We start from the raw sequence: 17,871 nt of genomic DNA on the forward strand, positions 1-17,871 counted from the left end.
AGATTGAGCATTGGTGGTTTACCCTGAAGAATTGGATGCGGCAACGCTGGGATGAATTTGATAACTTTCGGGATTGTGTTGATGCTGCCTTCAAAGAATGTCCTAACGTGTATGCGTAGTGCTATAACTCTTGTCATCCCCCATTTAAAGGAGGTAGCACAAAATCTGACTGATGCAATCAGTGATGAAAATTTAATTTGGGCTTTTGTTAGTTTAGATAACTTTTATTCTGGACAGGGCTTATACGCGCTTGCAGAACCCTTGTGTGAGCAATGTGTGTCAGTAGTCCGCTCTCGCTTAGGAGAGGAGCATCCCTATGTCGCCGCCAGTTACAACAACTTGGCAGAACTCTACAGAAATCAAGGACGATATACGAAAGCTGAACCGCTATACGTGAAAGCTCTGGAAATAGAACAATGCCTGCTGGGAGAGGAGCATCCCGATGTCGCCCGAATTTACAACAACTTGGCATTACTCTACCATTCCCAAGGACGATATACGAAAGCTGAACCGCTATACGTGAAAGCTCTGGAAATAGAACAATGCCTGCTGGGAGAGGAGCATCCCGATGTCGCCCGAATTTACAACAACTTGGCAGGACTCTACCATTCTCAAGGACGGTATGCGGCAGCTGAGCCGCTATTCGTGAAAGCTCTGGAAATTGCTGAACTTAGCTTAGGGGTAAATCATCCCAACACAATCACTATCCGTCAAAATTTGAAATTCTTGCGTAATAATCGCTAGTCTGAATTAGTGGAGTAATTTCTTTTATTAAACTCTTTCGCAATCTCGGCAACTAAAAAATTATAAATTAGCTGATGGGTGAGTATTATACGATTGTGCCATTTGGTGTAATGAGTAATTTTCAGTTGATAAGCAGAGATTAAGTTTAGGACACGGCTTCACCATTAGCTCGCCCCATGTTAGAACACATAACCTTTGACCAGTCAACTCCTCATACCCCTACCAACTGGTTTTGACCACACCCTTTTCAGCAAGGGCTACGTGCTATGACTTTGATTCAGTCTGCTTTGTAGGCTCTCTGTCACCCCGTCAGATTTAGTTGTAAAGGCAACGATGAGTGAAAGCTGGCTTGCTACAGAACGCAGTATTTTGAGTTGGATGAGTTATCGCAGTATCCTCAGCATCGGTAGCGCTGGAAGTATCTTAAGTATTGGTAGCGCTGGTAGCATCCTGAGCATCGGCAGTGCTGGAAGTATCTTGAGTATCGGTAGCGTTGGTTGTCTTCTAAGCGTCTTAAGCGCGGGAAGTATTCTATCTGTCCTGAGCGCTAGTAGCATTCTGAGCATATTGCAATTCAACGCGGGGTGGGTTCGCTACTAAAAACTGTTGAAAAGCATTCACTCATCTACTCCTAATACTAATAGCTTAATCTTCTCAATCCGCGATCGCAGCGTTGCCCATGCTCGATAAGTTTGCCCTTTCTTGCCATCTAAACTATTGAGGCTATTCAAATAACTATTTGTATTACCTTCACCGAACCGATATTCTACTTCTAACAACTGCATCCTAGCCGCATCGCGCTTGGCAACTTCTTGCGAAATCTGAAATTCACGCGCTGCATCGTCATAGTCAAACACTGCTAAATACACCTGTTCGCGAATCTTTTGTGCGAGTTCTGCCCGTCCCCGCTGCAACTCGGCGGATTTCACCTGAAGGTCAGAGATAGCGATCGCATTTCTTTGATTCTGCTCATTGCCACCGAATGTCGATTGCAATAACGGAACGCCAACGGCAGAAAGCAGTTTATCTACGATGCCTACAGGATTGGTAAATATAGAGATGATATTCGATAAAAAACCTCCAGTAGTCCGCGTTCTGCCATTCTGAGTAATCGTTTGTGGGGAGAGCAATGCTTGCAATGCTGGCGTAAGAACCGAAAGCCGAATAGACTTTTTATTGCTTGCTCTTGCTTCTTCTATCCTCATATTAATTTCCTCAATACGGTTATCTATCTCCAACAACAATGGATTACGCCCAGTCGCCGTAGCTTGTAATTGAGAAATACAATCGCGCGTTGCAGTAAGACACGGCAATTCACCTTTCATTGCCTCCCACAAATCGTCATTGATGCGAGCTTTGATAATCGTGTCTATATCTGTTCCTGCTGGTTCTAAAGGATTGGTTTGAAGGGGTTCGGGTACTTCTGGCTCTGGCTCTGATTCAGTTTCCTCCGTTGGTTGTTCGTTGCTCTCTGTTCGTGGCTGTGGTTGCGGGGATTGCTCCTGAGCTACTAGTGGTTGCGGCGGTAGCACCGTCAACGCTAAGAGTAAGCTCAACCAACAAATCATTATTAGATTGCTTGCGGAACTTGATTACTTTGACAGTACCGTCATACGGGCTAGTAACAACTGACAGATTCGTAAGTTGAGTATTAACATTGTCAATTTTGGCTTTGATTTGTGCTAGTTGGAATTGGCGATCGCGCTCCTGCTGTTCGGCTGCTAATAAATTGCGCGAGTAACTGTCCTGCAATGCATTTCGTTCTTCTACCCTTCTTGCAGCAATAATCGACGCTTCGTACTCCTGGTGCGCCCTGGTGTCTTTTTTGGTTTGAAGCTTAGCGATCGCAACTTGTAAGTCAGAACGCGCCTTTTCCACAGCAGCACCTAACTGCTGCAACTTTTCAACTTGATTACGCGATGCTGCCTCCAACTTGGCTTGAGCTTGTTCTTGATCGGCAACAGCCTGTTTGAGTTCCGCTTCTTTCGCTTTCAATACCTCTTGCTCGTGTTCGAGTACAGCAGGTAAGTCTTTCAAAGCACCTACTGCATCCAGCTTCCGCTTCTGGTTATCAACGATGCGCTGCTTATTCTCTACCTCGACAAGTGCGCGTTCCACAGCATTTGATTCAGCGATTGGTGATGAGCGCATACTCTGCTGCTGTAACGAGAAAGCACGTTCGGCTTGCCTTAAATTACTTTCCGCCGCTCGAATTGCTGCCTCTTCCTTCGCGTAGGAAATTGGTGGCAGTTGTTTAATTACTGATACTGGAGCGTGAGAGGTGGGTTTGGGAATTACACGAGATGAAGCCTGCTGGTATTGAAGATTTAGAGAATCAAGCTCAGCTTGCAGGCGATCGCGCTCCTCAACTCGTTCAGCTATCACCTGCCCAGCTTCTACTTTATCGCCCTTATTAACCTTAAGATCAGTTGGACTCGATACCGATAAGCTAAACTTTAACGTTCGCGGTAAGTTGGTATTACTAGGTGCAGGTACAGGCGTTGTTGCTTGAGTATTCGTTGTAACACGATCGCCTAATGTCGGTTTAACTTGTACCAATAGCGTTATTCCAATGCTCATCGCAGCCACAGGAACGAGCAATTTTCGTAATTGAATTGGCTGTAATCGTCTGATGCACTTCCTAAAGCTGTTTTGTTGCCATCGCTGACTTGCTGTATCAAGACTTTCAGGCTGCTGTATTTCCGATTGTACCTCGTTGTCCTGTGTAATAGCAGCAACTTTAACTGGAAGATTTTGTGCATTAGTTTCGCTCGTTACAGAAGCAGCGCGTTCTTTCTTCCACTTACTAATCAATTTCCGCGAACAACCCGTCCCCGTTTTTTGTCGCACAAAATCAATCAGCGCGTCATATGTTGTAATACCCTGGGCTTGCGCTTCATCCAAAACATGAAATACCTCCGCTGTTCGAGAAGCGTGAGGTTGCTTTTTGGTAGTTTCTAGAGGAGGTAGGATAGAAACTTCACTCATTCCTCACCCTCCAATCGCTGAAAGTAAGGCACGATATCAACCTGCGATGCATCCTTCCCGAATCTACACAGTGCTTGTAGTGGAGATAGCCGTGCTACTCTTTCTTCTGCGAAGCGAAACTTTTTGGCAACTGACCTAACTTCTGTTTGATCCACTGGTAGCACGATCTTTGTCGCTGAGTTACCAATTAGATCTGCTGATAAATGGCGTTCAGACTGAGAAGCTGCAACCAAAGCTAATCCATATTTTCTGCCATCAGCCGTAATGCGATCGCAACTATTACCGGAATTTTTAGGCATCTCCTTGGCTTCATCAATAAATAAAAATGTTCTAGGAACCTTGCTTGTTATTTCCCCAAGTAGTCTGTGTTTATCCATCAACTGTCTAGCCAACGACTCAGCAGCAATTGATTGCAATGCTGGTGGCAATTTTGACAAATCAACTCGAATCAACAATTCCTCAAACTTTGGTTGAGGTCTAGAAAAGATACCATACTGAAAAGTAGCAGCTAGTTTAAGCCTAAGTTTTTCACTTTCTTTGCACTTAGGTTTAAGTTCTAACTCATTAAAATTCGTCTCAAATCTTCTAATAAAAGCGTTCTCTAACTTGAGCAATTGCTCCCATTCACCGTCCTGCTGATACCAATGAACTGCGGCGCTCTTACTAACCTTTTTAAGAACGTGGTGGTTGCCTGTAATTCTGTTAAACAAATTCATTGATGCCCCCACGTATATAACCTTCTCGCCCTGCAACACAAAATAAATACCTGATGCTTTAGGTGGAGTTGATTGAGGCAATGTTAGCGGCTCGATAGTTTGAGTTAATGCTTGCGTTTCGTCGTCGATAACTGTGTCAATACTACGGCGATTAATCTCCTCCTCTAAATCGTCAAAATTAGGCGGTTCCAATGACCAAGTATCTGGTTTTTCCTGGACGATTCCCCGCTTCTGATAGCAGGTTTTGAAAATTTCTAGTAATTTACCTTCTTGATTGGGACCCAACACTAAAACTTTCTTGAGAGTTGCTGCGACTGCTATTGCTTGCAGATTGGGACCGCCACCTTCGGGATCTGGATTGACTACTAACGGGTTGATTCCATAAGGTGAAGCCATGTGTAAAGGATAAACAGCTTCTTCATCAACTTCCTGGTCGCCGTGGAAATCGATAAGTATAATCTGCGTATCTGAGTAAAGTTGATGCAGTTCGTAGGCGATCGCCTTTAACGTTTGTGTTTTGCCACTACCGCTAGCTCCAATAATCGCAATGTGAGCATTGGGCAAAAGCTCAGGATTCCAATAAGTACTTTCCCCAAACAAAATCCCAGGTGAAGTCACTGCTGGTGTCACTGTTGGTGCATTGCGAACTACCTTCAACACTGCCTCTGGCAATGGTTTGGCTTTCTTTTGAAACATCATAAAACCTCAACTGTACGAATAATTAAGCTGCCAGATGCGTAGTAATCGCCAAGCAAGCTGAGAACTTCTGCGGGACTTGCCGACTCTAACTGCACGACTCCCACTTCGCGACCGTGTTGCAGAGTAATCGTATTGAAGGAATCGGCATGAGTTGTTACGACTAAATCTTCAGCATCTTCGACAGTTAAAGTACCATTAATGTAAGTTCGCTCACTCATAGAATTTTGGTACTGTGCAAGAACTTCAGCCACAACTTGCTCTGTTAATTGCATTTCTTGTACTTGCAGTCTGACTGGGCTGCTGCGTTCAATTAAAATCCGGCTAGCAATAATCTGGCAATTTTGCGAACTACCTGTCCTATAGCGCTTACCTGAAGAATCTTTAAGCAATAAATCTGTTTGTGTCAGCGGTCGCACTACTTCAAATTTTTCATTAACAGACTGCTGAGCGATCGCCCAGCGTCCGTAAACTTGAGCCATCAATAAATACTGCGACCCCTCGCTATTGACAATTTCAACAGCACCCGATGGAATACCTAGCGTTGAGTTAAAAGTTCTTAAAATACCGCCATTACTATTGATAGTGAGAAGCGCGATCGCCACTAGAATTAGCACTGCCATCACAAAATATTCAGCAGGACTTCCTGTTGACAATCGCAACTGCGGATTGCCTGGAATCACAAGCCGCGCTGCTGATGGGTAGAAGGCTGCTACACCACTTTTGGTAAACACATCCGCGAACCAACCGCAAAAATACCCTAGTATCAAAGCCTGCCACAGCTTGCTCGCAATAATGACAACTGGTAGAGTAACAAGTGCGATCGCTCCTGTTGCTAGGAAACTGTGAGTAATCGTGCGATGCGGGTATCGTTTCTCTAACCAAGAGGAAACTGGTAACAAAATGCGCCCTGGTATGCTTCTTGAGGTATCTACATCAGGCAGTTGAGAAGCTAGAGCACCCGTTAATAATAAGGTTGGTTCAGCCGTTCCCAAAAGCAACGAAGTCGCAGTAGTAGCAAAAAGTGCGTGCGTAATGCTTCTCATCGCCCTAACCTCACTGACTTCTTAGGCAAGCTGTATAACAGTAACCGCACAATTCCTACCGTTACGCCAACAAGTCCGCCAATAAGGTAGAGCGAAGTGCTATTTAGCCCAAGACCAATAAATCTGACGATTGTGAAAACCATCAATCCAGCAATGAGGAATGGAGTTCCGTCAACCCATTGCGTGTGGTCTGGACTGTTTTCCTCTAAGCCCAAGTATTCTTCGCGAACTACTCGCTTAGCCAGCATCGGATTTCCACCACACCTTTGCTGTAGTTGTGCTAACTGTGCAGCAGATAATTCTATCCCCAGTTCTCCAGCAGCTTGCTGCATGATTTCTCGAATCTGGCGGTGCGACAAGGGTTGTAACTCAATCCGAGGTAACTTAAGAAAAATGTCTTTAGCAGGCGGACGCGAAGCAACGAGTAGCATTGGTTGACCGCCACTGTGTAGTTCCTCTAACCAACAGCGAATTGACACCGAAAGACGGTGAGCATCATCGATTAGGAGAAAAGCCGTGTTCTCGCTCAAAAAATCAGCGATCGCTTCCATTAATCCTGTTACGGTGAGTGCCTTACCCTCGATGGACTCGGTATCAGTACCAAGCTGAGATGCAATTGAGAGTAGAATTTGCTTTGGAGTTGCCGGATTAATCGTTGCTAAAGGAAACCCAGCTTCAGCTAAAGCAGCAGCAACGCTATCTACTAAAGTTGTTTTCCCGCAGCCAGGTTCGCCGATAACGAGCAAACTAGAGTCAGCTTTTAGCGCGGCAACAATGCGATTTTTTTCTTCCCCTCTATAGAAGAGTGGTGAAACGGAATCGGAACCGGAATTCCTCACAACTGCTACACTCCGCCGCTGCTCGTGACTAACTTCATAAACATAAGTCCGCTCCTCGCCGCTAGCGAGTTTGCGTCGATGTTGCTTGATGCCCATAATGACTTCTGCACTGTATGTGCGGCTGCAAATAAAGCCCAAAAATAGCGATCGCTATCAACGTCCCGCCGAGGACTTGCGCCCTGGTTCTAGCTTGACTTCTTTTTCGGTACTCGCTGGCGAGTTGTTGCTGCTCAGAAGCGATCGCATCGAACCACTCTCCCCAGCTGCTTCCAACGCTAGAGGAGTCTGCGCTAAAAAAGCTTCAGGGTCGTACACTGTTGCCACTCCACTGAGGAACTGCCGCAGCCTTCCCTGCGATTCATCTACTACCTGCTGAAGATTAGAATCAGAAAACTTGCGAGTAGCGCACTTAACCATCGTTAGCGTATCGAGCGCCACCAACATTCCGGCAGCGCGGTTCTCTGCGGCAACTTCAATGCTTTTTAAATCAGCCTCAGCTGTATTCGCTGCCTCGTCTTCCGCTGCATCAGCGGCTTTAGCACTAACCGAGCGCTTCTTACTGCACTGGTTCTTGACTTCCTCCAAGACTTCATCAGGAAATTGAGTTGTACCCTTGGGGTAGCCCATCTTAGTGGCAATTCCCTCAACCTTGCGCCGCGAACCGTGTTGCATCAAATCTTCAAGCGTTACCATTTCGTATCTTTCCTATTTGGATCTTTCCTAGTTTCTGTAAGAGTTCCCTTCGGGTTCCGCCAGACGCATAGTGTTGATTGACAACCCTCAGCTGCTGAAACTGGTCTTCGGTAAAGTACCGCAGCCCTAGCTCAAAGCCGAGGCCGGCACACCACTTGCTGATTAAGCTCGGATCGAGCGGATATTCTGGACTTCGCCCCCGCTCCTCGGACAAAATCAGCACAGCTAACCGTCGCGGAACCTCTCGGTGAATAGTTGAATGATTCATCGTTAGCGTGAATCGTTCATGAATGATTTACTCTCCAGAATGGCTAATTTTATACGGAGAGACCAATAGGAAAATTACTTAGTCTTTGTAAGAATTTGATAAAGATTTGTCACTTGTTACTTCTTCTTACTTTCTTGTTCGAGACTAGCTTTCACTTTCTTTAAGAAAGTTGGAATAGCCTTGTACAAACTCTGCTCTGCGCGTGTTGGTTGTTCTGCTTCGGGCAAAGTAATTAATTCCTCTAATGCTGCTTCAATCTTTCGCAGTGCCTTAAGTTTCGAGAAATTAGGAACTGACTTCCTAGTATTTTTGTACTGGTCGGGTTGTTGCTCGGCAAGAACCTTGCGGACATATCGAGCAGATACGCCAATCGCTACTGCTAGAGCCGGACCTAGGGCTTTTTCTCCCTCTTTAGGACGACCAGGAATATCTCGATAATTAAGCGATCGCAGTCGTTCTGCTAGTTGCTCAATTTGGTCGCGCGAGTAATTTACCCGCTTCTCGTTCTCTGCTAATTCTACCTGAAGCGATCGCTCGGGTTCTGCCTCAGCATCAAACGGCATAATTCGTACAGGTATGAGGTCGTTAGGAAATTGCTGCTGGTAAACTTCTAGAGTAGTTTCCTTGAGCAGTTGAATTGCGGCTAGCCGATGTCCGCCAGCTAGTAAAACACCTTCAGTGTCTACTACTAGCGGTTCAATTAGTCCCAAAGCGCCAATTGACTCAGCTAAGTCTTGAACATGGGAGTCGCGTAATGGACGAGTATCTTCTGCTCTAGGACGAATTTGAGCTAAGGGTAAACTAAGCCGCTGAGCGCGATTGAGTTCAGACTGCGAAGCTGCTGCTTGGTCTTGCTCGTGAATAGCATCAGCCACAGCCATTGCCTGTTCTAACACCGATGCGCTATTAGCACGTTTTCGAGGTCTAGCCATTTAATACCCACTCTGCTACAACTTGTAAATCCTTCGCCCCTTTAGAGTTTGGATCGTACTGCATTAAAGGCATTCTTTCAGCACCTGCCCATGCCAAAGCCGCATCTTGGCGAACAGTCAGGCGTTTAAGTGACGGATAAGTTTTGGCTAATTGCTGATCCAAAACCTGATCCATCGAACGGCGCAAATCAATTTTACTTAGCACTAACGCCCATCGCGAGGCACCTTTACGTCCTTTCTTTTGTCGCAAGCTCAATTCATTCAGCACGCGACCAGCACCAACGACTGCAAGCGGATGCGCATCAGTACAAACCAGTGCTACGTCAGCAGCAACTAAGCCTAAACGTTCTAGATATTCAACACCAGGAGGGCAATCAAAAATCAATACGTCATAATCTAACGATGCAACTGCATCTGCCAAGTCTTCTGGGTCTGATGCTTGAATATTGTGTCCTGTTAGCTTTGGTCCTCCAGGCAATATATACAATCCTGATGCTGCTTCCAATGGCGTTGGCGAAATTCCAGACAATAACTCAGCCGTACCTGGTGCAGTTGGATCAGTCCCCAACACATATCCTGCATTAGACTGCGGATCTAAATCTACTACAAGAACGCGATGCCCCAAGTGAGCAAAAACGGATGCCAAACCACAAGCAACTGTGGTCTTTCCCACACCTCCCTTTCTAGCTGCTACCGCGATTCGACGCTGAGTCATATGCGATTGTATGTCACTTGATAACCACTTTCGCCTGTCAGCATACCATTGTGTTTTGTTGTTTATACTTAATTTTTCTTTAAAAGGGTGGTTGCTAATGCTATGCGATCACTTGCTTGATTAATGGCATAATGCAGCATCAGTCTTTTCTAGAGTCTGATGTATGTGGTTGCGCGGTATTGTCAAATTAGCTTGACGCAAGCTACAACAGCCACTATCTTCCTGAACACAAACAGTCCCCTTTTCCTTATGCAGATACAATAACCCCAATAATCTCCCGCTAACTATGCATTCCCTCCCCATAATACTTCTGCTTTTGAAGGCAGGTAAACGGTGTCTCTTCGGTTGAATGTGCTGGTAGATTAGTTCCGAATCAGCCAAAAACTTCTGTGCTCCAGCGGCAGATTTAAAGCGCCGCATTTTCTCAATGTCCCTATAGCATCACCTAAAGCTAGAAAGCCGTCCCTGTCTGGATGTATATCATCCGTTATACCAAGTGTATTTATGTCAATAGTTACTTGACAAACTACTAGTAGGAACGAACTATTATGTTCCTGGACGAGAGCGAAGATGAGGGGGTATATGATGGCGATCGCCTAATATTTCTAACAGAGGACCATTAACGTCAAATTTCACTATACTTACTGACGCGACCAAAATATTCACCCGATAGCGATAGCGTCCCAAATCAATTCCCAGTAAACTGCAAAGCATAATCCGAATCGTGGCTTTATGGGAAACTACCAAAACATTGCCTTGGGGATGTTTTTCTTGAATTTCAGCAATTACAGGCATAGAGCGGTTAGCAATATCTACTGCAGTTTCTCCACCTAGCGGTGCATTCCAAGCGGCTTCTGTCAACCATTTTACATAGTTTTCTGCGTAATACTCCTTAGCAAACGATTTACTCTTAGTTTCCCAACAGCCGTAACTACCTTCTCTAAGTCCGTCACGCAACTGCATATCCATACCGATGGCATCACAAAATGGCTTGGCAGTTGCAATTGTGCGCTTCATTGGGCTAACATAAACAGCTTCCCACTTTAATTTTTGATAAACATCGGCAAAACTCTCTGCCATCTGCATCCCTTCTGTTGTCAACTCCGCATCAGTTTCACCGCAGAAATTACCGCTTTGACTAAAAGTAGTTTCTCCATGTCGCAGTAAATATAAATTGAGTGTCATAGCTTCTATCGCGATTGGGATAAAGGAATTTGGGTTCTGTCGCAAATATTCTTTGGATTCAAATGCGGGCGGATTCGTTTGTTCAATTTCGGTGCATAGCCCAACACCCATCGGTTAATAGTGCAGTGAGCCACCTCAATTCCCCGTTCTGCCATCATCTCCTCTAAATCTCGGTAGCTCAAGGGATAGCGGCAATACCACCGCACGTTCAGTAGGATGATTTCGGGTTCGTAGTGTCGCCACTTCAACAAGGACTGGGCAGCCATTTTGATTGCAGTCACAGAAAATTAAAACCCTCTTACTCTATCATTTTTGCGACAGAACCCTATTCACTACTACCAGGAAATTTACAGGCAATCACGCTTTGTACTTGACACATCTGAGCTTTTTGAGAGCGCATCAATAAAATGCGATCGCGTCGGTCAAGCGCTCATTTTACTCTTAAGCGTGGCATAATGCAGCATTAGACCTTAAAAAGACCGATGTATGTGGTTGCGCTACGGTGTTGATGCGAACAATATCCTAGTAGATGTAGAAGATATCGCTAGCGGTAAGACCCAATTAATTTGCCCTTACTGCGGCGGCAAACTGACCGCGAAAAAAGGACGGATCAAAGAGCATCACTTTGCCCACACTGAGGAATCTTGCCAGTTCATGGTAGTTAATAAACATCGAGAACTACCGACGCTACCTTTATACGACAGCTTTAATATCCGCTTGTCTGGGGAAGACCTAGAGCAATTAAAAGTTCTTTGGCGAGAGTACGGAGCTAAAGGATGCAGCATTCTGCATTTTGCTGTTCCCAAGCAATTTGTTTGGCATGGTTTATTACACTCAGTGGAATCCTCTGCTTTAGAGTATCAATTTACTCATCTAGGGCAAATTCCAGTAGCCGCACTTCCTCTAGAATTGTTCAATTATGTACAAGAACCACTGCTACTAGAAAAGCTGTATAAACTCAAGCAAAAAGCCGAACTCGCATCCAATTCCAGCTTGTTCTTTCTCGAACGCCTTGTAGATTATAAAATCTACTGCGCTCAGTATCAGAAAATTCTTCGACAAACTCTGTACTACTTACAAATCAAGGCAGATGGCAACATATTACATAAGATTGGAGTCACTCAGCGCTCAATAGAGCAACGGCTAGTGGAAATACAACGCGACTTAAAGCAGCACTTCAGATCCGTGGCAATTGAAATCCTTGGCACTTGGTCGCATCGCGGGAATGTAGAATTATGCTCTACTAAATATTAATAATAAACAACAACAACAACGAATATATTTTTTTGCGTAGTGTAAAGATAAGTGGTTACAAAAATTATCTTACACGACGATCTAGCTTATGTATTATTTAGTACATGAAAGTAACACTTCAAAAAGGTATTGACCCCCAAACACAAGAAACGATTTGGCTGGTGCTGGATGAGGAATACCAAATAGTAGAGCCGATTCAACGATATCTAACGTATTTGTGCGGCTCTAGATCTCCAAATACAGTGGAGAGTTATGGTTATGACCTGAAAGCCTGGTGGGAATTTCTAGGACACAAGCACTTAGACTGGCACAACGTACAACTGTCTGATTTGGAAGATTTTGCCTATTGGTTGAGGGTTGGAGATACATCCTCTGTGGTATCCATGCAACCTGTGGAAGCGAAGAAATCAGAGCGGAGTATCAATCGAGCGATTACTGCTATTACTGGGTTCTACGAGTATCACATTGCTAATCGAACAATCGATTTTCAGCAGTTTGACAGATTCTATATGCCTTATGGGTTAGCCAAGAAAGGTTTACTTACAGGCATTGCTAAAAGCAAAGCAACTAGACAGAAATTAATCAAACTCAAAGAGCCGAAAAAGTTTCCTGGCTGTCTAACCAACGACCAGATAGAAGCTCTAGTCAATGCTTGTAATCGGCTGAGAGACAAGTTAATTATTCTCATGCTCAACGGTACGGGGATGAGAAAAGGAGAGCTATTAGGACTGTGCCATGAAGATATAGGAGACTTTGACGACCACAGTATTAGAGTAGTGCAGCGACTCAATCCCAACGGCGCAAGAGTTAAAGGACAAGAGCGAGTCATACCAGTAACGCTAGAGTTACTTCAGATGTATAACGATTATCTAATCAAGGAATACCCAGCAGTTGAGTCGGACTATGTATTTGTCAACATTTGGGAGGGTGATGTGGGTGCGCCGATGAAGCCAAAAGTTCTCAATACCATGTTTCGTCGGCTTGCAAAAAAAACAGGCACAGAGGTTTATCCCCACCTATTTCGCCACACTTACGCAACTCGTTTATTGAAAGCAAATTATCCGCCAGAGCGAGTGAAATATCTGCTTGGACATACAAGTATTCAGACCACATTAGATATTTATTCCCACGTCATTACAGAAGCAGAGTTGATGGCGATAATCGACTAAGAGGAAGAGACAGATGAGTGATTTACTCAATTTAAACATAGATGCAGATGATTGGCTAACTGTTCAAAATACAAAAGATACGCCGTTACTTAATAATCTGCTTTTGCAGAAAGATGTCTGGCGAACGATTGAAGATTTAGGACTCAAAGTTAACGAGCATGACAAAAGGTTAACTATTAACTTTCAAGGAATAGAACAGAATTGGTTAAAGCTACTTGCTAAGTTATATGTCTTAGTCAGAAGCCAGCGCAAGATATCATCTAGTAGCCTGAGAACTCAAGTTAACTACTTGATTCTTTTCTCAAAATTTCTCCAGCAAAAATCTGTTTCCAAACCCGACCAAATCAATAATAAGCTTTTTGAAGAGTTGAATAAGTATTTACAGTCGTTGAAGTTGGCGGAGGCAACAATATCGAACTGCTACACATCCCTAGCTGGCTTCTTTGATCTATGTCGCCAAGAAGATTGGTTAGAAGTCAACACCTATTGGTTTAAAGGTAAACGCAAATACTCCAGACTCCAGAATAAAATTGATTACATTCCAGAAGAAGTATGGCAGCAACTAAACGAATACTTGCACCATCTTCCCGAACCAATTCAACGAATGGTTTTAATAATCAGAAGTACTGGTTTGCGAATTGGCGAGTTACTGAATCTGCCTCTAGATTGTCTGCGTCAACGAGGTAAACAATGGCGGTTGCGATTTCTAACAGAGAAATACCAAGTAGAAGATGAACTACCTATTTGCCCTGAGTTAGTGGTCGTTATTCGAGAACAGCAGGAGTATACCAGACAACACTTTGGGAATAGTTATGACAAGTTGTTTAGCAGTAATGGCAAAAACCGATACTGCTACAAACCTACTCCCAGAGTTATGAACGCACGGACATTCGGTGACTGGTTAAATAAACTTGCTCAAGAGTACAACATCTCTACTAAAGACGGTCAAATTTGGCACTTTAAGTCGCATCAATTTAGAAAAACTCTCGCTACTGTTATGACCAATGCAGGAGTGAGAGATTTAATTATTCAGAAATACTTGAGACATCGTTCTCCAGATATGCAGAACTATTACAAACATCTACTTAAGCAAGCTTTGGGAGATGAATATCAGAAGTTGATGCGAGAAACTAAGTATGTCGATAGCACTGGAAAAATAGTTGGTACTCACAACTCAAAAAATCCTATTACTGAGTTATTGCGACGCAAAATGTATCAAATTACAACTCAGTATGGCGAGTGCCATCGACCAGTATTAAAGTCTCCTTGTCAAACAGTCAATGCTTGTTGGCGGTGCGAACACTGGCGCACGTCTACTGATGATTTGAATGCTCTAAAAGATGATTCTCAACGCATAGAAGTAGAGCTAGAAATAGCAACCAAACTAGGGATGGTACGGCAACAGCAAGGTTTAGAGAGTGACAAGCATTATTTAGCAATTCGGATTAAAGGGTTGGAAGAAGTTAATGGTTGAGATTAATTGGAAGCAAGACTATTGTGGTGAGTTTATTTGCCCTCGTTGTAATAAAGGTAAGATGAGTTTGGCTGGGATTGGTCACGGCAAAAAAAAGTTTATATGTAAAGATTGCCAGCATCAAACTCAAGAATCAATTAACCTGAATATGCGGTCATGTTTTCTAGAATCAAGGCTGAAGGACGAACAAGTAGATTGGGAAAAAGACTATCAAGGCGAATTTATTTGCCCTGAATGCTATGTTTTAGGAATGACCGTTCGAGGAATTGCAAAAAAGGAGAATAAGAGGGCTTTCTACTGTTTTGCCTGTCGTCATGTTTGTCATGAATCTTGTCAAATTAATATTCAAGCAGTAGCAGACCCAATAAATTTAGGAACTACTTGGTATACCAACTATAGAATTAAAGGTTTTATTTGTCCTGAATGCCAAGCTCAAAATATATATTTTCAGAGACTAAACAAGTGGCAAAAAAATAAAAAATCGTTTATATGTAAAAGTTGTAAGACTCACCTATATGATTCGATTTATCTAACTCGCGCTAACATTTCTCGGTACAGTGAAAATACTATACCAGTAAAACCTTTTGATTGGGTAGAAGATGAATGGGATTTAAGGGCAATCAATTCTAATTTTGACTTGTGTGATTCGCACAGAACAATAGCGAACTTTTCGGAGATATATCTCCTTTGGTTTAAGCAAGAAGTTAAAAGATACGTTCAACACTTATGCAAAGCTGCTAACTCTTTTAGCACAATTAATAATCGTTTATCCGCTTTACGAAATTTTTCTAGTTATTTGAGTCAAACAGATATAGCTAGTTTTCAGCAGATAAATCGCAGTCTTATTCTTGACTACTTGGCACAAGTACATGGAGCCACAAAGAAGCTAACGGGTTTACGCAGCTTTTTTACAGTAGGCACACACAGAGGTTGGTTCAACATCAATCCAAATATTATTCGTGATGAGGATTATCGCAAGAGACGCAGAGGTAATCCCGACCCCCTATCAGATAAAGTACGCGAGCAAATTGAGCAGAACTTACATCAACTTCCCGCTCCGATTGCGCGGATGTGGCTTATTTGTTACTTCGCAGCGATGCGTCCCTCCGAACTAGCTTTACTGAAACAAGATTGTTTAGTCCAAGAAGGAGAACATTGGAAATTAGTTTGGCATCGGAAAAAGACTAAGGACTATCATGAAGTTCCAATTAGTAGAAGTATTGCCAAAGTAGTTCAAGAGCAACTTGAGTATATTCAAAATCTTTGGGGAGACGATTGGGACTATCTCTTTTGTCACTATCGTGGGTTGTCCAAAACAGATCTCAAACACCCAGAATTAGAGCCAGTTAGAAAGGTAATTCCTAGTCCGCAAAACCCATTTTTACTAAGTATTCGATGTTTAATTCAAGCTCTTGATATCCGCAATGAAAATGGTCAATTAGCAGAATTTAGCCCCAAACTTCTCAGAGCAACTCGCTTGACTCAACTATTCGAGCAAGGACACGACCTAGCAGTAGTCAGTGCTTGGGTTGGTCATAAGGATGTAGCTACGACTAACACTTACTACACTTTCGTTAGTTGCGAACTGATGGAGCGAGAAGCAGGACTTATTCAACAAGCTCTGGTAAATAGCAACGGACAGCATTTGCCTTATGAGTCTTTACCCAAATCCTTTTGGAAAACTCCCCAAGCTCACAAGTTAGACCTATCAGGTACGCATATTAATACTCCTATCTATGGCTTTTGCGGACTACCACTAGAGCAAGACTGTCATAAGTTTAGGGCTTGTTATACCTGTAGTTCTTTCGTTGCTGTTCCAGAAAAACTATCCCAATACATCAATACCCGCAACGAATTAAGAACAAAACAGTCCAATGCATTAGCTAATGGACAAGAAGTATTAGTCGAACAATTTGGGCGACAAGCCGACCAACTAGACAAAATCATTGCTGGTTTACAGGAGGCAGCATGAACAGAGTTGATACTAGAGAAAGCCGGATTGATACTCTAAAGAAAACACAAGAATCTCGTAAACAGAATTGTTTGGAAAGAGTTTATAAAGCAATTGAATGCTTACAGAAAATCGGAGCGAAGATTAACTTTCATACTGTAGCTAAAGAAGCTAATCTTAGCGTTTCCTATCTCTACAAATACCCCGAACTGAAACAGCAGGTTGCACAAATACGTAGTCAGCAGTCATCAATGCCTGTTAGCCCAGGAGCCAAAACTAGTTCTTCTTCTCATGCCAAGGTAGTTAGTCGTTTTAAAGAACGCATTCATCAACTGGAGGCACAGAATCAGGAACTCCGGTGCAAGAATGAAGCCTTAGCTGGACAAGTTTACCGAGTTCACTATCTACAGGAACAGGTTGAGCGTCAGCAGCAAACTATAGAAGATTTAACAACTCGTCTGAAAGAGTCTCAGGCTCAGGCAAGCATAGCAAAGGTTGTTCCCATAGCCCAAGTCAAAAATCTTTATGTAAGTGGTTCGATTCAGGAAGACTCAAAAAGTTTAGGCAAATGTGACAAGATTCAATTCGAGCTAGATACCTTGGGCATTAAGGTAAATTCAACCTTGGCAAAGCTAATTAAAACGGCTCCAGAAGAAATAGTGCTAAAGGCAATTGACACACTCAAAGAATCTCTAGCTGCTACTAAGGTGCGTAACGCTTCCGGCTTTTTAGTAGAAGCTATTAGAAATACCTGGATTCCTAATCAGGGTTATGAGCAGAAGATAGAACTAGATGCCTTTAAAGAGTGGTATCCGCTAGCCCAATCACTACAGCTGGTTCTTGCTGCAGCTCAGTTTGATGGAGTTCAGCACGTTCTAACGCTAGAAAACCAGTGGGTTCCTTTTGAACAAATGGCTTCTGACTACCCATTAGAGAAGCTGCGAGAAATGGCTTAAATAAGCCTTTGGTATGGCTTATTAATAAATGCAACTTCAGTTTGTGGTTCCTATATTAGTCTAAACTTTCTGTCTAATCACCCAGAGCAAGAGTATTAGAGCGAGTTTGTTTGTATAATACAGCCTATTGCAGTTTTATGAGGCACAGTAGCAACAGTGAGTAAACCAGTTTTTCAAATGCACGGGATTAATTAAATCGAGTGCAGTGGCAATGAGAAGATCAACCCTGAATGCAGTAGTTGGGG

General features: G+C 43.4%; 16 protein-coding genes and 2 pseudogenes. 8 read left to right on the forward strand and 10 right to left on the reverse strand.

The window, feature by feature from the left end; all coding sequences use genetic code 11:
• From IQ230_RS23955 to IQ230_RS23965, 3 genes and pseudogenes are all read left to right on the forward strand, one after another.
• A pseudogene (locus IQ230_RS23955) lies at positions 1 to 119 on the forward strand (IS630 family transposase); the annotation flags it as partial.
• On the forward strand, positions 112 to 744 hold the full coding sequence (locus IQ230_RS23960; RefSeq protein ID WP_193934744.1) for a tetratricopeptide repeat protein: 633 nt from the start codon (positions 112 to 114) through the stop codon (positions 742 to 744). The pseudogene IQ230_RS23955 and the gene IQ230_RS23960, both read left to right, overlap by 8 nt.
• A 333-nt stretch (positions 745 to 1,077) precedes the next feature.
• Positions 1,078 to 1,344 carry a hypothetical protein gene (locus tag IQ230_RS23965; RefSeq protein WP_193934729.1) on the forward strand — a complete coding sequence of 89 codons (267 nt, stop codon included), beginning with the start codon at positions 1,078 to 1,080 and terminating at the stop codon, positions 1,342 to 1,344.
• Positions 1,345 to 1,361: 17 nt separating this feature from the next.
• Here the strand turns inward: IQ230_RS23965 and IQ230_RS23970 are convergent, their stop codons facing one another.
• The 10 genes and pseudogenes from IQ230_RS23970 to IQ230_RS24015 all read right to left on the reverse strand — a co-directional run.
• Complete coding sequence (locus tag IQ230_RS23970; RefSeq protein ID WP_193934730.1) at positions 1,362 to 2,276, reverse strand: hypothetical protein; 915 nt, start codon at positions 2,274 to 2,276, stop codon at positions 1,362 to 1,364.
• A complete protein-coding gene (locus tag IQ230_RS23975) occupies positions 2,185 to 3,732 on the reverse strand; it encodes a coiled-coil domain-containing protein (protein WP_193934731.1) in 1,548 nt (515 codons plus the stop codon). The genes IQ230_RS23970 and IQ230_RS23975 overlap by 92 nt, the downstream gene beginning before the upstream one ends.
• Positions 3,729 to 5,147, reverse strand: a complete 1,419-nt coding sequence (locus IQ230_RS23980; protein WP_228055290.1) for an ATP-binding protein — start codon at positions 5,145 to 5,147, stop codon at positions 3,729 to 3,731. Before IQ230_RS23980 ends, IQ230_RS23975 begins: the two co-directional genes overlap by 4 nt.
• Positions 5,144 to 6,190 carry a metal-dependent hydrolase gene (locus IQ230_RS23985; RefSeq protein WP_193934732.1) on the reverse strand — a complete coding sequence of 349 codons (1,047 nt, stop codon included), beginning with the start codon at positions 6,188 to 6,190 and terminating at the stop codon, positions 5,144 to 5,146. The genes IQ230_RS23980 and IQ230_RS23985 overlap by 4 nt, the downstream gene beginning before the upstream one ends.
• A complete protein-coding gene (locus IQ230_RS23990; protein WP_193934733.1) occupies positions 6,187 to 7,125 on the reverse strand; it encodes an ATP-binding protein in 939 nt (312 codons plus the stop codon). Before IQ230_RS23990 ends, IQ230_RS23985 begins: the two co-directional genes overlap by 4 nt.
• A 57-nt stretch (positions 7,126 to 7,182) precedes the next feature.
• Positions 7,183 to 7,722 carry a hypothetical protein gene (locus tag IQ230_RS23995; RefSeq protein WP_193934734.1) on the reverse strand — a complete coding sequence of 180 codons (540 nt, stop codon included), beginning with the start codon at positions 7,720 to 7,722 and terminating at the stop codon, positions 7,183 to 7,185.
• A gap of 384 nt (positions 7,723 to 8,106) precedes the next feature.
• On the reverse strand, positions 8,107 to 8,922 hold the full coding sequence (locus IQ230_RS24000) for a ParB/RepB/Spo0J family partition protein (RefSeq protein WP_193934735.1): 816 nt from the start codon (positions 8,920 to 8,922) through the stop codon (positions 8,107 to 8,109).
• The gene (locus IQ230_RS24005) at positions 8,915 to 9,637 is read right to left on the reverse strand and encodes a ParA family protein (protein WP_193934736.1); all 723 of its coding nucleotides are present in this window, start codon (positions 9,635 to 9,637) and stop codon (positions 8,915 to 8,917) included. Before IQ230_RS24005 ends, IQ230_RS24000 begins: the two co-directional genes overlap by 8 nt.
• Positions 9,638 to 10,183: 546 nt before the next feature.
• A complete protein-coding gene (locus IQ230_RS24010) occupies positions 10,184 to 10,822 on the reverse strand; it encodes a histidine phosphatase family protein (RefSeq protein WP_193934737.1) in 639 nt (212 codons plus the stop codon).
• Positions 10,823 to 10,869: 47 nt separating this feature from the next.
• Positions 10,870 to 11,088, reverse strand: a pseudogene (locus IQ230_RS24015) (IS6 family transposase); the annotation flags it as partial.
• Positions 11,089 to 11,308: 220 nt separating this feature from the next.
• On the opposite strand from IQ230_RS24015, the gene IQ230_RS24020 reads away from it, so the two are divergent.
• From IQ230_RS24020 to IQ230_RS24040, 5 genes are all read left to right on the forward strand, one after another.
• Positions 11,309 to 12,076 (forward strand): competence protein CoiA family protein, encoded by a 768-nt coding sequence (locus IQ230_RS24020; RefSeq protein ID WP_193934738.1) that lies wholly within the window; start codon positions 11,309 to 11,311, stop codon positions 12,074 to 12,076.
• Positions 12,077 to 12,180: 104 nt separating this feature from the next.
• Positions 12,181 to 13,245, forward strand: a complete 1,065-nt coding sequence (locus IQ230_RS24025) for a tyrosine-type recombinase/integrase (RefSeq protein ID WP_193934739.1) — start codon at positions 12,181 to 12,183, stop codon at positions 13,243 to 13,245.
• A gap of 13 nt (positions 13,246 to 13,258) precedes the next feature.
• Positions 13,259 to 14,719, forward strand: a complete 1,461-nt coding sequence (locus IQ230_RS24030; RefSeq protein ID WP_193934740.1) for a tyrosine-type recombinase/integrase — start codon at positions 13,259 to 13,261, stop codon at positions 14,717 to 14,719.
• Entirely contained in the window at positions 14,712 to 16,691 is a 1,980-nt protein-coding gene (locus tag IQ230_RS24035) for a tyrosine-type recombinase/integrase (protein WP_193934741.1), read from the forward strand. The genes IQ230_RS24030 and IQ230_RS24035 overlap by 8 nt, the downstream gene beginning before the upstream one ends.
• Complete coding sequence (locus tag IQ230_RS24040; protein ID WP_193934742.1) at positions 16,688 to 17,626, forward strand: DUF6262 family protein; 939 nt, start codon at positions 16,688 to 16,690, stop codon at positions 17,624 to 17,626. The genes IQ230_RS24035 and IQ230_RS24040 overlap by 4 nt, the downstream gene beginning before the upstream one ends.
• Positions 17,627 to 17,871: the final 245 nt, after the last annotated feature.

This window comes from Gloeocapsopsis crepidinum LEGE 06123 (assembly GCF_015207655.1).
Classification (GTDB): domain Bacteria; phylum Cyanobacteriota; class Cyanobacteriia; order Cyanobacteriales; family Chroococcidiopsidaceae; genus Gloeocapsopsis; species Gloeocapsopsis crepidinum.

Coding starts and splice junctions, on each gene's coding strand:
- IQ230_RS23975 (WP_193934731.1), bottom strand. CDS start 3,732: ATGAGTGAAGTTTCTATCCTACCTCCTCTAGAAACTACCAAAAAGCAA.
- IQ230_RS23985 (WP_193934732.1), bottom strand. CDS start 6,190: ATGAGAAGCATTACGCACGCACTTTTTGCTACTACTGCGACTTCGTTG.
- IQ230_RS23960 (WP_193934744.1), top strand. CDS start 112: ATGCGTAGTGCTATAACTCTTGTCATCCCCCATTTAAAGGAGGTAGCA.
- IQ230_RS24010 (WP_193934737.1), bottom strand. CDS start 10,822: ATGACACTCAATTTATATTTACTGCGACATGGAGAAACTACTTTTAGT.
- IQ230_RS23990 (WP_193934733.1), bottom strand. CDS start 7,125: ATGGGCATCAAGCAACATCGACGCAAACTCGCTAGCGGCGAGGAGCGG.
- IQ230_RS24005 (WP_193934736.1), bottom strand. CDS start 9,637: ATGACTCAGCGTCGAATCGCGGTAGCAGCTAGAAAGGGAGGTGTGGGA.
- IQ230_RS24040 (WP_193934742.1), top strand. CDS start 16,688: ATGAACAGAGTTGATACTAGAGAAAGCCGGATTGATACTCTAAAGAAA.
- IQ230_RS24030 (WP_193934740.1), top strand. CDS start 13,259: ATGAGTGATTTACTCAATTTAAACATAGATGCAGATGATTGGCTAACT.
- IQ230_RS24020 (WP_193934738.1), top strand. CDS start 11,309: ATGTGGTTGCGCTACGGTGTTGATGCGAACAATATCCTAGTAGATGTA.
- IQ230_RS23965 (WP_193934729.1), top strand. CDS start 1,078: ATGAGTGAAAGCTGGCTTGCTACAGAACGCAGTATTTTGAGTTGGATG.
- IQ230_RS23980 (WP_228055290.1), bottom strand. CDS start 5,147: ATGATGTTTCAAAAGAAAGCCAAACCATTGCCAGAGGCAGTGTTGAAG.
- IQ230_RS24000 (WP_193934735.1), bottom strand. CDS start 8,922: ATGGCTAGACCTCGAAAACGTGCTAATAGCGCATCGGTGTTAGAACAG.
- IQ230_RS24035 (WP_193934741.1), top strand. CDS start 14,712: ATGGTTGAGATTAATTGGAAGCAAGACTATTGTGGTGAGTTTATTTGC.
- IQ230_RS23995 (WP_193934734.1), bottom strand. CDS start 7,722: ATGGTAACGCTTGAAGATTTGATGCAACACGGTTCGCGGCGCAAGGTT.
- IQ230_RS24025 (WP_193934739.1), top strand. CDS start 12,181: ATGAAAGTAACACTTCAAAAAGGTATTGACCCCCAAACACAAGAAACG.